This is a genomic window from Stenotrophomonas chelatiphaga (assembly GCF_032054965.1).
GTDB lineage: Bacteria > Pseudomonadota > Gammaproteobacteria > Xanthomonadales > Xanthomonadaceae > Stenotrophomonas > Stenotrophomonas chelatiphaga.
The window spans coordinates 755,623-770,012 of the sequence record NZ_DAMBRS010000001.1 but is presented as its reverse complement, the minus strand read 5'-3'; the positions used below and the strand labels follow the sequence as shown (position 1 = coordinate 770,012).

The following is a 14,390-nucleotide window of genomic DNA, read 5'->3' as shown; positions in this document are numbered from 1 at the left end:
ATGCAAGTGCCGTGCCGGAATCGCTGAGTGGTTCAGCTGCCATGCGGGCAGGCGATGACGGAAACCCGGCGCCGGGTTTCCGCCTCGCTGCCGTGTCAGCGTGGCTGCAGGGTCCAGGTGCCACCGTTCTGGCGGCGCCGCGGTTCGATGGGGCCGTCGAACTGGGTGAACACGAAGCGCCCCTGCAGGTCGGTGCGGCAGCTCAGCACCAGCTGGTAGTGGCTGTCGCCGGCTTCGAAGGCTTCATGCATGTCGATGACCGCGATGTTGTCGGCCATGCGCCGATAGACGTAGCTGCCGTGGAAGCGCAGGCGCGTGCCGAGCACGCTGAGCAGGTAGCGGCTGCCCGAGAAATCCACGCGGACCATGCGTCCGGCGTTCGGATTGTCCGGGCGCCAGGTGGGGTCGCTGAGATTGGTGAAGCGACGGCCATCGATATGCTCGGGCAACCTGCAGCCGGGTTCGGCCGTGTAGGGGGCGGCGTGCGCGGCGGGGAGCAGGGCGGTGGCCAGCAGGAGAAGGCAGACGGGAGTGCGCATGGAGGTGCTCCGGCAGGACGGAGTTTCCAGCGTGCGCCACCAGCGGAGGCGTGGCTTCAAGAAAAGCCCCAAACCGCGGGTAGGCAATCATCGGTAGTGACGGCCGCTGGCCGTCATGCCAGCGCCTCCGCCGCTGCGCTCGCCGAGCGTGGCTCGGCGCTATCCAGGCTGCCGGCGTTACCCGGCGTGCCGGTCAGCCGGTCAGTTCCGGCTGGTCGCGTTCGATGCCGTACTTGCGCAGCTTTTCCACCAGCGTCGTGCGACGCAGGCCGAGCAGCTGGGCTGCATGCGCGACCACGCCCTGGGTGCGTTCCAGCGCCTCGTGGATCAGCGCCAGTTCGATGGTCGCCATGTGGTTGCGCAGGTCCAGTCCATCATCCGGCAGGCCGGCCGGAGGAGTAGGCGGCGGCGCATGGCCCTGGCCGGGCGCATGGAAGGAGAAGCTGCGCAGGTCCAGCCGCTCTTCGCCGGCCGCGGGGGCGTCCACCACGCTGGCGACCGCTACCGCAGGCACCGGCAGGTCGGCCCGATAGCGCACCGGCAGGTCCTGCACGCGCACGGTGCCACCGGGATGCAGCACGGCCAGGCGCTCGACCAGGTTGGTCAGTTCGCGCACGTTGCCCGGCCAGGCGTAGCTGGCCAGTGCCTGCAGCGCCTCGGCGGCGAAGCGGACTTCGCCACGGCCGGTGCGCGCCAGCTGGGCGGCAATGTTCTCGGCCAGCATCGGCAGGTCTTCGATGCGCTCGCGCAGCGCCGGTACGTCGATCGGGAAGACGTTGAGCCGATAGAACAGGTCCTCGCGGAACTTGCCGTCGGCAATCCGGCTTTCCAGGTCGCGATGGGTCGCGGCGATGACGCGCACGTTGCAGCGGATCGTCTCGTTGCCGCCGACGCGCTCGAAGCTGCGTTCCTGCAGCACGCGCAGCAGCTTGACCTGCATCGGCAGGCTCATGTCGCCGATCTCGTCCAGCAGCAGGGTGCCGCCCTCGGCCATTTCGAAACGGCCCTTGCGCGTGCTCAGGGCGCCGGTGAACGCGCCTTTTTCGTGACCGAACAACTCGCTTTCCAGCAGGTCGGGCGGGATCGCGCCGCAGTTGATCGCCACGAACGGTCCATCGCGGCGCGGTGAGCGCTGGTGGATCGCGCGCGAGACCACTTCCTTGCCGGTGCCCGATTCGCCGAGCACCAGCACGGTGGTGTCGAAGGCTGAAACCTGTTCGATCATCTGCCGCAATGCGATCACGGCCGGCCCGCTGCCGGTGGGGCCCTGTTCCTGCACGGCGCCGGCCTGGTGCTCGGCATCCAGCCGCTTCAGGCTGGCGCGGCGCAGCAGTGCTTCCATCTGGGCGTGGCGCAGGGGCGCCTCCAGCGACCAGATATTGGCTTCATGCATGCCGTGCTGGCGCGCGAACGCCTGTGCATCACCGTCGATGAGCAGCACCGGCGGCGGCAGGCTGCTCTGGCCGAGCCACTGGAACAACGCATTGCTGGCTTCGCTGTCGTCCAGCGCACCGACGATCACCGCCATCCAGTCGTTCTGGCGATAGCGGCCGGTGGAAAAATCCGCCGCGTCGGCCACCCAGCGCGGGTTGAAATCCATGAACTCCAGCAGGGCGACGGTGTGCTCGGCGCGGACGGCGTCATTGTCCAGCAGCAGGATCCGTGACTCGCTCATTTCAGTTTCCCTTCAACCCTTCCAGGATCGGCATGACTTCCTGGATATAGGACAGCTTGCTGACGAAATTGTCGGCGCCGGCGCGCAACGCGTGCTCGCGGTGTTCGGCATCGTCGAAGTGGCTGGCGATCACGATGTACGGGGCATCGTCCTGCGACTTGATCAGGCGGGTGGCCTGCAGGCCGCCCATTTCCGGCATCGCCAGGTCCATCAGCACCACCTGCGGGCGCAGGCTTTCCGAACGCTCGATGGCTTCCAGTCCGTTGCCGGCGCTGCCGACCACGGCCAGCCAGTCGACCTTGCGGAAGTGGCGCATGGCGGCGTTGATGAAACCCTCGTGGTCGTCGACCAGCAGCACGGTGAGCTTGTCCATTCCAGTATGTCCTCAGCCCACCCGGGCCATCAGCGGTTGCCGGACCACCTGCCGGCGGCGCTCGCGCGCCGGGGCGATATCCAGTTGTTCCCGGTATTTTGCAACGGTCCGGCGCGCAATGTTCACCCCTTGCCGTGCCAGCAGGCCGGCGATGGCCTCGTCGGCCAGCGGCCGGCCCGCCGGTTCGGACTCGATCAGCCGGCGCACCATGGCTTTCACGGCCGCCCCGGAGACGCTGGCCCCTTCCAGCCGCACGGCGAAGAAGTGCTTGAGTTCGAAGGTACCACGCGGGGTCTGCAGGTACTTCCCGGTGGTGATGCGCGAAACCGTGGATTCGTGCATGCCGATGGTATCGGCCACTTCCTTCAGGGTCAGCGGGGCCATGGCCTCGTCGCCGCGGGTCAGGAAGGCGGCCTGGCGTTCGACGATCACCCGCGCGGTGCGCAGCAGGGTGTCGTGGCGCATCGACAGGCCGCGGGTCAGCCAGCGCGCCTCGGCCAGCATTTCGCGCATGGCCGGGCTGGCGTCGGGGCAGTCGGCCAGCGCCTGTTCGTAGTCCCGGTTGATGCCCACCCGGCGGCTGCTGCGGCTGTTCAGCGCCACGCGCCACTGGCCGTCGGCGTGCCAGGCGCTGACATCGGGCACCACCACCGCGTTGCGCTCGGGCAGCAGGCTGTCGCCGGGCCGCGGCTGCAGGGACAGGATCAGCCGGACCGCTTCGTGCACGTCGGCTTCTTCACTGCCATGGGCGGCGGCCAGGGCGGGGTAATCGTGGCTGGCCAGCAGCTCCAGCGATCCACCCAGGATGCGCCGTGCCAGGTGGCGCGCGGCCACGGCGCCGGGCAGGGCGTCCAACTGGGCCTGCAGGCATTCACCCAGGTCCTGTGCGGCCATCCCGGCCGGGTCGCCCTGCAGCAGGCGCTGGCGGATGGCTTCCAGTTCTGCGGCCGGCACGTCCAGCCGGGCGCTGCCCAGCAACTGCAGCTGCGCCAGCGGGTACTGCAGGTAGCCGGCGTCGTCGCAGTGTTCCAGCCAGAAGGCGGCGATGCCCAGTGCGCGCTCGTCCAGTTCCAGCGCCAGGCCCTGCAGGATGCGCAGCTGCGGATCGCTGGACTGCCCGGCGGCGATGCGCGCCATGCGGTCCTCGTCACCGTCCTGCCAGCTGGCGCCGGGGATGTCCCACATGCCGCTCTCGGGCAGCTCGTCGAAGGCGGCCGCATCGGTGGCCGCATCCTCGGCGCTACCGGCTTCGGCCACGCTGTCGCGGACTTCTTCGATTTCCAGCAGCGGGTTGCTGTCCAGGGCGCGCTGGATTTCCTGTTCCAGCTGCAGGCCATCGAGCTGCAGCAGTCGGATCGACTGCAGCAACTGCGGCGTCAGGTGGAGGTTCTGGCCCAGCTGGACATTGAGTGCGGCTTTCATCTGCATTCCCCTGCGCCATCCCCGACGCGTTATGGAACACATCTTGCTTGTTGGCTGGGGTAGGGGAAATCGGGGGGTTCCTGAGCGCGCTAGGGCTCGCCCTGACCCATTGTCAGGAAAACCCCTACAGAACAACGGGTTTCCGTCGCGGAGGCGGATGCAAGTGACTGATCCGCGGTGACGACCGGGCCTGCCATCGCAGCAATCCCGACGCGCGGCGGCTGCGGCGTCGGAAAAGCGTCGTCGTCCGCTATTCCAGATCGTTCTGGTGGCGCGCGGCCAGCAGCACCAGGTCGTTGGCGCGACGGCAGCCCAGCGATTCCATCATCCGGGCACGATGGGTTTCCACGGTCTTGACGCTGATCCCGAGGTCGGCCGCCATTTCCTTGTTGCTCTGTCCGCTGCCGATGCGCCGCAGGATTTCGCGCTGGCGCGGGGACAGCGCCGCCACGCCCACCGGCTTCTCCCGTCCCAGCATCGGGGCGAGCATCTTTGCCGAAATCTGCGGGCTCAGGAAAACCTGTCCGGCATGCGCTGCGCGCAGGGCCAGCTCCAGTTCGCCAGGCGCGGCATCCTTGACCACGAAACCGACCGCGCCGCGATCCAGGGCGTCGCGCACGTGGGCGACGTCATCGTGCATGGTCATCATCACCACGCGCGAACCCGGGGCCCGCAGGCGGATATCGCTGAGCGCTTCCAGGCCGGTGCGGCCAGGCAGCGAGAGGTCCATCAGCACCACGTCGGGGGCATGGTCGAGCGTCTGCTGGAGTGCCTGTTCAGCATTGCTGGCTTCGGCCACCAGCTGGACATCGGCGAATCCCTGCAGCAGCCGCCCAAGGCCAGCGCGGACAAGGGTGTGGTCGTCGACGATCAGAACGCGCAAGGTGAGCAACTACAGGCAGGGAAGCGACCACCATAGCGGACCGCGACCGGGCAGCCAATAGCGACAGGCGCGTACAGCGACGGCCATCCCGTATTGCGCCTCAGCGGTGACGTCGGGCGTCGGCGATCTGTCGGCGGTGCAGGCGGAACAGATGGCGTTCCAGGGCCATTTCCAGCCCGTCGCCGAGCTCGTCGAAACGCAGCCACAGGTAGTGCCCGCCCGCCCCATTGGCCGCTTCGGCCAGCACCTGCACGGGCAGGTCGATGTGGTCGGGGAGCCAGTCGCTGGGCTGCAGGCGCACCGTGCCCGCGCTGCCTGCGACGGCACCACTGCGGGGCCCCAGCTGCAGGCGGATGCCGCGTCGCGACCAGCGCAACGGACGCAGGGGCAGGGCATCGGCCTGCTGGCGCACCAGCCGGCCGACCAGCAGCAGCACCAGGTCCAGCTTGGCTTCGATGCGTTGCTGGCCGGGGCTGGCTTCGCCGCGGTCGTCCTTGTCCTCGCCGCGTCCGTCTTCCACCAGGCCGATGCTGCGCAGCAGCTGTTCGGCCACGCTGGCACGCACGCCGCCGCTGCCGCGCAGGAAGTCCGCGGGCAGGTCCACGTCGCAGCTCAGCGTTTCGTCGAACAGCTCGCTTTCTGCGGGGTGGTGGATCTGCGGCGCGGCGGGCGTATTCATGCCAGCGATTCTGCCTTCAGGTAGGCATGCGCGGCGCGAAGGGAGCGCTTGCCGTGGTTGATGTGGGCAGCGGCTTCATCGCGCAGCTGCACCATGCGGCCCATCACCCGCTGCTGGTGGGCGAGCAGGGCACGGATCGCCTCGTCGGTGGGGCGTTCGATGCTCAGTGAAAGGGCGGCGACGGCCTGCAGGTGCTCGGCCATCAGGCGTTCGCTGCCTTCATGGTCGCCGCTGGGCAGGTGTGCTTCCAATGTCTCCAGCGAGGCGTGCAGAGGCTGCAGCACCAGGGCGCTCATGGTGCGCCTGCGCCGCGGATCTGGCGCTGGTCGCCGGGGATGGCGTTCCAGGCCGAATCGATCTCCATCATCAGGTTCAGGGCATCCTTCAGCGCAGCCGGGTCATTGTGCAGGTTGCCTTCGGTCAGACGTACGATCACGAACTCGTACAGCGCCGAAAGGTTGGCCGCGATCTCACCGCCGGCCTCGTGGTCCAGTGACCCGTCAAGATGACCGACGATGGAACAGGCCTCGCCGATCGCCTTGCCCTTGCGCGCCTGGTCACTGCGCTGCAGCGCGGCTTCCGCGGTGCGGATGCGCTCGCAGGCACCGGCCAGCAGCAGTGCCACCAGCTTGTGCGGATCGGCGTCGACCACCGAAGTGCTGACGCCGACCTTGCGGTACTGCTCGGCGAACTGCCGGTTTGTGCCGTACATGTATTTCTCCTGGGGTCCCATGGTGCGTGCGGTCCCGGAGACGGGCGACGCGCGATGGCACCAGATGTTTCATTTGATATCGGCCCGGAGGCCGACGAACTTGAGGCGATCAGCTGTTGCTGAGCAGTTGCGAGCTGAGCGAGCCGCTCGCGCTCTGCATCTGGGCGACCATTTTTTCCATGGCGGTGAACTGCTTGGTGTAGCGATCGCTGACCTTTTCCATCCGCGCATCCAGGTCATCCAGCTGCTTTTCAAGCGCCTTGATTTCCTTGTTGATCGAGTTGGTGCGCTGCACGAGCGTGCCCGTGGTGGTGTCCAGGTTGCTCTTCAGCAGGGCGGTCATCGACTTGCCGATGCTGCCTTCTGCGCCGAACAGCGCCTTCACCGCTTCCGGGTCCTTGCCGATCGCGGTATCGAGCTTGCCCGCGTCCAGGCTCAGGGTGCCGTCTGCGGCGATGGTCATGCCCATCGCCTTGAGGTCATTGACGTTGGCGCTGAGCGAACTGCGCAGCTGCTGCTGCAGCCCGCGCACCATCGCATCGCCGGTCAGCGTGGAGGCCGTGCCGGTCTCCGCGTTGTAGGCGCTGGAGGACTTCAGCGTGCCCTGGATGGCGTTGTAGGCGCTGACGAAGGCGGTCAGGTTTGCCTTCAGCGCCGTGTTGTCCGGGGTCAGGGTCAGGGTCTGCTTCTCACCCTCCTTGGCCTTGGTCAGCGTCAGGCTGATGCCAGGCACCAGGTCGGTGATGGTGTTCGAACTGGAGGTGCGGGTGAAGCCATCCACCACCACCACCGCGTCCTGCGCTGCGACCATTTCGGTCAGTTTCGAGGTGCCGGCCGGATCGTGGACCAGCTCGGACAGGCCGCCGTTACCGCCGCTGGTGGTGATCGTCAGCGCGCCCTTGGTGCCCGAATCCACCGCGCTCAGCACGAGGTGCTGGCCATCATCGGCGGTCACGATGGCCGCGGTGACGCCCTTGCCGCCGGCGGCGGAGTTGATCGCCGCAGCGACCTCCGACAGCTTGGCGCCAACCGGAATGGTGACATTGATCGTCTTGTCACCATGGCCGATGCTGAGCGTGCCATCGCCGATGACGGCGTCTTTTTCATAGGCCTTGGAGCTGAGCTTCTGGCTCTGCGCCAGTGTTTTGACCTCCACCTCGTGCGTGCCGGCCGCGGCTTTGCCGGCCGTCGCAGCGGTGTCCAGTGTGGCGGTGAAGTTCGATTCGGTTGGCGTACTGGGCTTGATGCCTGGCGCGGCGGCGCCTTTCACCAGCGCGGCCAGCGCAGTCTGCAGACTGGTCATGCCATTCTTGATGCTGCCCAGTGCGGATACTTTCGCCGTGGCGGCGGTTCCCGCTGTATTGATCTGGTTCTGGCGCGGCGCACGCTCGCTGGCAACCAGCTGGGAGACCAGGGTAGGAATGTCGAGGCCGGAACCAATGGTGCCGAGGGACATGGAGAGATCCTTTTACGAGGACGGCACGCGCCGATGCCATGCATCTGCTATCGGCCGTGGTCGGGCAAGCTTGAGCGCGGTTGCGCTGCCCCCTTGATGCAAGCTCCATGCCACCGCGGCGGTAGTGACGGCCGCTGGCCGTCGACCCGTCACCGCCGCGCACGGTGGGTGACGACGGTGGTCCTTACGCCCTTCACTGTCCAGACAAACGAAAAGGGGGCTTTCGCCCCCTTTCCGGTCCTACCTGTTGCCTGGCCGCTGGATCAGCGCAGCAGGCTCAGCACGTTCTGGCTGGACTGGTTGGCCTGGGCCAGCATCGCGGTACCGGCCTGCTGCAGGATCTGGTTGCGGGTCAGTTCTGCGGTTTCCGAAGCGTAGTCGGTATCGCGGATGCGGCTGCGTGCAGCAGACATGTTCTCCGAGGAGGTGCTCAGGTTGGCCACCACCGAGGTGAAGCGGTTCTGCACGGCGCCGAGGTCGGCGCGGGCGGAGTTGATCGAGTCCAGTGCAGCGTCCATCGCCTTCAGTGCGTTGTCGGCACCGGCAACGTCGGAGATGTCCAGGTCGTCAAAGCCGGTGTCGGCAGCGCCGGCGGCCCAGGCCGTGCCCACGGCGCTGGCGGCGGTGGAGCCGGCGGTCAGGCCGGTCTGGGCCAGCAGGCCGGCGGCATCGGAGCCACCGCCGGCAGCCACGGTGACGTTGCCATCGGCGCCGGTCAGGACCAGCTTGCCCGAATCCAGCGAAGCGGAGACGCCGGTGTTGTAGCTCTGGGCGTTGATCGACTTGACCAGCTCGTCAGCGCGCTGTGCCGAGCTGCCGGCTTCGCCGAAGTTGATGGTGGCCGAACCCTTCGAACCGGTCAGGGTGAAGCTGCCCGAGGAGAAGGTGTTGGCGCCGGCGGCGCCGCCCGGCGTCTGGGCTGCCACGGTGGTGGCGCCACCCGGAACGTCGCCGGCCAGTACGACAGCGGTAGCGGTGGTATTGGACAGGTCGATGTCCGTGCCATTGACCGTAGCCAGGCCAGCTGCTTCGCTGTTGATGGCCGCTGCCACGGCGGTGGCAAAGTCCGCCGCGCTGCGGCCGGTGCCGGCCGCAACGGTGACATCGGTGCCGTCAACCGAGAACGTGAATTCAGCGTCGAGGTCGGCGCCGGACAGGTCCAGCGTCGCGGTACCCGGGGTAGCGGCACCGCCGCCTGCGCCTGCTGCGCCGGCCGGAGCCGCGCCGGTCATCTTGGCGGCGGTGTCGACCTTGTTCCAGTTGCCCAGCGATGCGATGTTCGCATTTGCGATCTGGGCGATGTCGATGGTCTGGCCCTGGTTGGCGCCGATCTGGAAGGACTGGCTCTGGAAGCTGCCGTCCAGCAGCTTGGTGCCGTTGAAGTTGGTCTGCTCGGCCACGCGCTGGATTTCAGCCTTCAGCAGCTGCACTTCGGAGTTCAGCGCCTGGCGGTCGGAATCGGAGTTGGTGGCGTTGCGGGACTGCACGGCCAGCTCGCGGATGCGCTGCAGGTTGTTGCCGATCTCGCCCAGGGCGCCTTCGGCGGTCTGTGCCAGCGAAATGCCGTCGTTGGCATTGCGCGAGGCCTGGTTCATGCCGCGCACCTGGGTGGTGAAGCGCTCGGAGATGGCCAGGCCGGCCGCGTCGTCCTTTGCGCTGTTGATGCGCAGGCCCGAGGACAGGCGCTGGATCGAGGTGGCGAGGCTGTTGCCGCTGGTGCCCAGGTTGCGCTGTGCGTTGAGCGACATGGTGTTGGTGTTGATGACTTGTGCCATGGTGCGGTTTTCCTTTTTGGCAGTGGGTCCGGCAGATCAGCCTGGCCGGTAACGGGGGCAGTGGATGGGCGCCCCGAAGGGGTGTGCTGCCGCTGCTGAAATCAATAACGGCACTGCCTGCCCAGCCTTTAGCCACAAGTCAATTATTTTTTCGCTGGGGTCGACTCTGGAATGGAAAAAAGGCCCCACCAGTTGCCTGGCGGAGCCTTTGGGTGCTGCGCTACCAGGTCTCTCGTTACGACTGCAGCAGGCTGAGCACGTTCTGCGGCGCTTGGTTGGCCTGGGCCAGCATCGCCGTGCCGGCCTGCTGCAGGATCTGCGTGCGGGTCAGTTCGGCGGTTTCCGTTGCATAGTCCGTATCGCGGATACGGCTGCGCGCGGCCGACATGTTCTCCGACGAGGTGGTCAGGTTGGCGATGGTCGAGCTGAAACGGTTCTGCACCGCGCCCAGATCCGCGCGCGAGGAGTTGATCGAGGTCAGCGCCGCATCCATCGCGTTCAGTGCGTTGTCCGCGCCCAGCGTGGAAGTGATGTCCAGGTCGGCAAAACCAGACTTCGGCCCGCCGGCGGCCCATGCACTGCCGATGGCGGCGCCCGCCGTGGTACCCGCGGTCAGGCCCGTCTGTTCGGTCAGCGTCGCGCCGCCGGCGAGGGTGAAATCGCCGTCCTGCGATGCCAGCAGCAGGCGGCCATTGCTGTCCAGCGAAGCGGTGACGCCCGTGTTGTAGCTCTGGTCGTTGATCGACTTGACCAGATCGCTGGCACGCTGGCCTGCACCACCGGCTGCGGCGAAATTGATCGTCGCGGTGCCCTTCGCGCCGGTCAGGGTGAAGCTGCCGGCAGAGAACGTTGCAGCGCCACCGGCGCCCTGCGCCGCGACCGTCTGCGATGCGACGCCGTTGGAGAACGTATCCACCACCACGGCGGCGGCGCCCGCATTTTCAAGCGCCACATTGTTGCCATCTGCACTTGCAAGGCCCGGGCGCACGCTGTTGATCTGCGCGGCCACTTCCGCTGCCAGTCCGGCCGCATCACGCGCACCGTCTGCCGCAACGGTCACTTCGGTGCCATCCACTTCGAAGGTGAAGCCAGCAGTGGGATCGGTCGCGGCAGCCAGGCTCAGCGTCGCCACGCCCGGTCCCGCGGCGCCGCCACCACTGCCGACCGGTGCGACGGCGGTGAACAGTGCCGAGGTATCCACCTGGTTCCAGTTGCCCAGTTCCTTGATGTTGGCGTTGGCGATCTGCGAGATGTTGATCGTCTGGCCCTGGTCGGCGCCGATCTGGAAGGCCTGGTTGGTGAAGCTGCCGTCCAGCAGGTTGGTGCCGTTGAAGTTGGTCTGCTCGGCCACGCGCTGGATTTCAGCCTTCAGCAGCTGCACTTCGGCATTCAGCGCCTGGCGGTCGGAATCGGAGTTGGTGGCGTTGCGTGCCTGCACGGCCAGCTCGCGGATGCGCTGCAGGTTGTTGCCGATCTCGCCCAGCGCGCCTTCGGCGGTCTGCGCCAGCGAAATGCCGTCGTTGGCATTGCGCGCGGCCTGGTTGATGCCGCGGATCTGGGTGGTGAAGCGCTCGGAGATCGCCAGGCCCGCCGCGTCGTCCTTCGCACTGTTGATGCGCAGGCCTGATGACAGGCGCTGGATCGAGGTGGCCAGCGAGTTGCCGCTGGTGGAAAGGTTGCGCTGGGCGTTCAGCGACATCGTGTTGGTGTTGATGATCTGTGCCATGGGGCGTCTCCGTGGGTTGCTCGGGTCTGTTGGTAGAGGCGCGCTTCGGGCGCCCGGATGAAGGTCAGCGGATACTGTTGAACAAGGACATCGCCTGCATCTGGCTGAATATCGTCTGCGCGGCCTGCAGGGCCGCGTTTTCGAGCTTGTACTGGCCGATGGCATCGGCGTAGTCCAGGTCGCGCAGGGTGGAAAGGGTGGTCTTTACGGTTACGGCGGTGGCGTCGCGTGCGCTGGCGGCGTCGTCGATGGCGGCCAGCTGCGCACCGCCCTTTGCGCGTGCGTCGATCATGTTTTCCGAAGCACGCGTGATGTCACGCATGCTCGACTGCAGCAGGTTCTGCATGCCGGTGCGGTCGGCCGCGGTCTGCGGGTCCGATTCCAGTGCGCCGATCAGTTTGTCCATCGTGGCGAAGATGTCGCGCGAGCTGGAGGCCACCACGTCGAAGCTGTCACCGGCGGCCGGTGCCCCCTCAATGCGCAGACGGACGCCGCCGACCACGATGTCTTCGCCCTTGGCGTGGGTGCCGGTGGCCACCACCGCGCCGGTGGCGTCCAGCACCTCGTAGGCGCCTTCGCCGGCGGCGGTGAAGCGCACGTTGAGCGCGCCGCCGTCCCAGTCCGCGCTGCCATCGCGGCTGACCGAGGTCAGCAGGCCGCTGCCGGTGTTGCCGACCGCCGCGCTGCCGTCGACCACGCCGTCGCCGGTGCGGATGCGCATGAAGATCTCGCTGCCGGGCAGGGCGTCGTTGACCAGCTGGCCCGGCGCTACTTCCACCTGGCGCTGGGTCTGGTCACCGACATAACTGACCGTGCCGCCGGCCTTGAGGAACGGCGCGTCCGAATCGTTGCTGCCGCCGAACAGGTAACGGCCACTGCCGTCCTTGCTGTTGGCCAGCGACAACAGGCTGTCCTGGATGGTCTTCAGCTCACTGACGATCGCTTTGAGGTCGGTATTGCCCGGCACCGGCGTGTTGGCCTGGATGCTCAGCTCCACCGCGCGGGTCATCAGTTCATTGGCCTGGGCCAAGGCGTTTTCCTGCAGGCCCAGGCGGTTCTGCGCGTTGTTCGCGTTCTTGCCAAGCTGTTCCAGCCCGGCCACCACGCGGTCCAGCCCGACCGCGGTGCCGGCGGCGACCGGATCGTCCTTGGCCGACACGATCTTGCTGCCGGTGGCGATCTGCTGTTCCAGGTGGTTGATCTTGGACTGCTTGCCCAGCATCAGCGAAACCGACTGGCTGAACATCATCCCGGTGGAAATACGGTCATTCATCGCGAGACGGCTCCGAGGATGGTCTGGAACATGGTGTCGGCGGTGGAAATCAGCTGCGAGGCGGCCTGGTAGGCCTGCTGCAGGCGGAGCATGTCCGCCGCTTCTTCGTCCAGGTTGACCCCGGATACCGAATCCCGCGCCGCCTGTGCCTGGTCGGTGATCACCTGCTGCGCATCCAGCGAGTACTGCGCCGAACGTGCGGCCGCGCCGACCTGCGTGGTCAGCCCACCCAGCGCGCCGTTGAGCGTGACGGTGCCGCTGTTGAAGGTCTTGGCGTCTTCCACCTTGGCCAGTGCCAGCGCATTGCTGTTGTCCGACGAACCGGCACCTACCGGGGTGATGTTGAAGGTGTCACCCGGCTTGGGCGCGCCATCGAGCACGAAGCTCCAGCCGTTGGCGGTGATCGTCTGGCCGGCGGTATAGGCGAACGGGCCGGCACCGTCGATGGTGTACTGGCCTGCACTGGTGAACACGATCGCGGCTGGATTGCGCAGCGCTGCATTGCCGGCGTCGGCTACCTTGACGTCGGTCAGCTTGCCGGTACCGGTGTTGGCGGTGGCCGCCGCGCCCTTGATCGGCGCCGCCGCGGCCAGCCGCGACGGGTCGGTGATCGCCACGCTCATGCTGCCGGCCACGTTGGCGGTCGGCTGCAGCAGGAAGCGGTCGTTGGCCGCCGGGGTGCCACCGACCACCATCTGCACGCCGTTGATCACCAGCGGATCGGCGGCGCTGCCGCTGCCGGTCAGCGGGATGGCCGCACCGGTATCGGCGCGGTTGGCCTGCCACTGGGTCCCATCGAAGCGCAGCACGATGTTCTGCGCATCCAGCTTGGACAGGTCGCCGAAGCTGGCCTGGAGGGTCGCACTGCCGGTGTTGGCGGTGTTGTTGGTGATGCGCGGGCTGCCGATGTTGAACAGGTCGGTGCCCATCTGCCCGTACAGGTCCACGCCGTTGCGATGGGTGTCGTTGAAGGTGGTCGCAAGACCCACCGCCAGCTTGCCCAGTTCGGCCTGGGCCGGGGTCAGCACGGTTTCGCGGAACTCCATCAGCCCGCCCACCTGGCCGCCCAGTGCCTTCGGATCCAGCACCACCTTGGCGCCCTGGGTTTCCAGCGCCAGCTGCAGGCGTTCGGGCTGGTAGGCATCGGTGACCGTGGTGATCCTGCTGGCGGTGCTGCCGACCACCAGCGCCTGGCCACCGGCGGTGTAGACGTTCATGAAGCCGCCGTCCTGGATCACCGCGTTGCCGCCGGTGTAGCCCACCAGGCTGGAAATCAGCTGGTCACGGCGGTCCAGCAGGTCCGGTGCGGCGTTGGCGGCATTGCTGCCGATGGCGGCGTTGATCTGCGCCACTTCCGCAGCCAGGCGATTGATCTCGGTGGCGGCTGCGCTGATGCCGTTGTTGACCTCGCTGTTGAGGCTGTCCAGGCTGGTGTTGAGCTGGCGGAAGCGGTTGGCCAGCGTGTTGGCGCTGTCCAGCACGTTCTGGCGGTCGGCGGTCGCCGATGCATTGGACGACAGTCCGCTGACCGAATCGAAGAAGTTCGACCACACCCCGGCGACGTTGGTGGAGGCATCGGAGAACAGCGAATCAACGCGGTCGGCCATGGTCGACAGCTGCTTCAGCCGGGCCAGTTCGCCACTGCCGTCGAGCAGGCGCGAGATCGCCAGCTGGTCGGCGACCCGGCGGATGTCGGCGATGCGGGTGCCGTTGCCAACGGTCCCATAGCCCATCTGCTGCGGATCGGCGGTGGCGAAGTCCACGCGCTGCCGGCTGTAGCCAACGGTATTGATGTTGGCCACGTTGTGGCTGGTGGTGGCCAGTGCACGCTGGAAGGCGAGCAGGGCACTGGTACCGGTAGAAAGCACGCTGGTCAT

General features: G+C 67.2%; 13 protein-coding genes. All 13 read right to left on the bottom strand.

Features of this window, described 5'->3' with window-relative positions; all coding sequences use genetic code 11:
- Positions 1-95: 95 nt before the first annotated feature.
- Positions 96-539: a hypothetical protein gene (locus tag RTX79_RS03755; protein WP_312681943.1), complete on the bottom strand. Its 444-nt coding sequence runs from the start codon at positions 537-539 to the stop codon at positions 96-98.
- A 193-nt stretch (positions 540-732) separates the two neighbouring features.
- Positions 733-2,214 carry a sigma-54 dependent transcriptional regulator gene (locus RTX79_RS03750; RefSeq protein ID WP_312681942.1) on the bottom strand — a complete coding sequence of 494 codons (1,482 nt, stop codon included), beginning with the start codon at positions 2,212-2,214 and terminating at the stop codon, positions 733-735.
- Between the two features lies 1 nt (position 2,215).
- The gene (locus tag RTX79_RS03745) at positions 2,216-2,587 is read right to left on the bottom strand and encodes a response regulator (RefSeq protein WP_057507695.1); all 372 of its coding nucleotides are present in this window, start codon (positions 2,585-2,587) and stop codon (positions 2,216-2,218) included.
- A gap of 12 nt (positions 2,588-2,599) precedes the next feature.
- A complete protein-coding gene (gene rpoN, locus RTX79_RS03740; protein ID WP_312682212.1) occupies positions 2,600-4,009 on the bottom strand; it encodes an RNA polymerase factor sigma-54 in 1,410 nt (469 codons plus the stop codon).
- 250 nt (positions 4,010-4,259) lie between these two features.
- Positions 4,260-4,892, bottom strand: a complete 633-nt coding sequence (locus tag RTX79_RS03735) for a response regulator (RefSeq protein WP_057507696.1) — start codon at positions 4,890-4,892, stop codon at positions 4,260-4,262.
- A gap of 100 nt (positions 4,893-4,992) precedes the next feature.
- A complete protein-coding gene (locus RTX79_RS03730) occupies positions 4,993-5,571 on the bottom strand; it encodes a PilZ domain-containing protein (protein ID WP_057507697.1) in 579 nt (192 codons plus the stop codon).
- Positions 5,568-5,867, bottom strand: coding sequence for a hypothetical protein (locus RTX79_RS03725; RefSeq protein WP_057507698.1), 300 nt, complete (start codon positions 5,865-5,867; stop codon positions 5,568-5,570). The genes RTX79_RS03730 and RTX79_RS03725 overlap by 4 nt, the downstream gene beginning before the upstream one ends.
- Positions 5,864-6,283 (bottom strand): flagellar export chaperone FliS, encoded by a 420-nt coding sequence (gene fliS / locus RTX79_RS03720; protein ID WP_057507699.1) that lies wholly within the window; start codon positions 6,281-6,283, stop codon positions 5,864-5,866. Before fliS ends, RTX79_RS03725 begins: the two co-directional genes overlap by 4 nt.
- A 109-nt stretch (positions 6,284-6,392) precedes the next feature.
- Entirely contained in the window at positions 6,393-7,739 is a 1,347-nt protein-coding gene (gene fliD, locus RTX79_RS03715) for a flagellar filament capping protein FliD (RefSeq protein WP_312681935.1), read from the bottom strand.
- A gap of 263 nt (positions 7,740-8,002) precedes the next feature.
- On the bottom strand, positions 8,003-9,514 hold the full coding sequence (locus RTX79_RS03710) for a flagellin (protein ID WP_312681933.1): 1,512 nt from the start codon (positions 9,512-9,514) through the stop codon (positions 8,003-8,005).
- Positions 9,515-9,749: 235 nt separating this feature from the next.
- Entirely contained in the window at positions 9,750-11,240 is a 1,491-nt protein-coding gene (locus RTX79_RS03705; protein ID WP_312681931.1) for a flagellin, read from the bottom strand.
- Between the two features lie 64 nt (positions 11,241-11,304).
- A complete protein-coding gene (flgL, locus tag RTX79_RS03700) occupies positions 11,305-12,513 on the bottom strand; it encodes a flagellar hook-associated protein FlgL (RefSeq protein WP_312681929.1) in 1,209 nt (402 codons plus the stop codon).
- Positions 12,510-14,390, bottom strand: a complete 1,881-nt coding sequence (flgK, locus tag RTX79_RS03695; RefSeq protein ID WP_312681927.1) for a flagellar hook-associated protein FlgK — start codon at positions 14,388-14,390, stop codon at positions 12,510-12,512. The genes flgL and flgK overlap by 4 nt, the downstream gene beginning before the upstream one ends.

Excerpts from the sequence above, each read along its gene's own strand:
- RTX79_RS03755 (WP_312681943.1), bottom strand. The coding sequence starts at position 539 with ATGCGCACTCCCGTCTGCCTTCTCCTGCTGGCCACCGCCCTGCTCCCC.
- RTX79_RS03750 (WP_312681942.1), bottom strand. The coding sequence starts at position 2,214 with ATGAGCGAGTCACGGATCCTGCTGCTGGACAATGACGCCGTCCGCGCC.
- RTX79_RS03745 (WP_057507695.1), bottom strand. The coding sequence starts at position 2,587 with ATGGACAAGCTCACCGTGCTGCTGGTCGACGACCACGAGGGTTTCATC.
- rpoN (WP_312682212.1), bottom strand. The coding sequence starts at position 4,009 with ATGAAAGCCGCACTCAATGTCCAGCTGGGCCAGAACCTCCACCTGACG.
- RTX79_RS03730 (WP_057507697.1), bottom strand. The coding sequence starts at position 5,571 with ATGAATACGCCCGCCGCGCCGCAGATCCACCACCCCGCAGAAAGCGAG.
- RTX79_RS03725 (WP_057507698.1), bottom strand. The coding sequence starts at position 5,867 with ATGAGCGCCCTGGTGCTGCAGCCTCTGCACGCCTCGCTGGAGACATTG.
- fliS (WP_057507699.1), bottom strand. The coding sequence starts at position 6,283 with ATGTACGGCACAAACCGGCAGTTCGCCGAGCAGTACCGCAAGGTCGGC.
- fliD (WP_312681935.1), bottom strand. The coding sequence starts at position 7,739 with ATGTCCCTCGGCACCATTGGTTCCGGCCTCGACATTCCTACCCTGGTC.
- RTX79_RS03710 (WP_312681933.1), bottom strand. The coding sequence starts at position 9,514 with ATGGCACAAGTCATCAACACCAACACCATGTCGCTCAACGCACAGCGC.
- RTX79_RS03705 (WP_312681931.1), bottom strand. The coding sequence starts at position 11,240 with ATGGCACAGATCATCAACACCAACACGATGTCGCTGAACGCCCAGCGC.
- flgL (WP_312681929.1), bottom strand. The coding sequence starts at position 12,513 with ATGAATGACCGTATTTCCACCGGGATGATGTTCAGCCAGTCGGTTTCG.
- flgK (WP_312681927.1), bottom strand. The coding sequence starts at position 14,390 with ATGACCAGCGTGCTTTCTACCGGTACCAGTGCCCTGCTCGCCTTCCAG.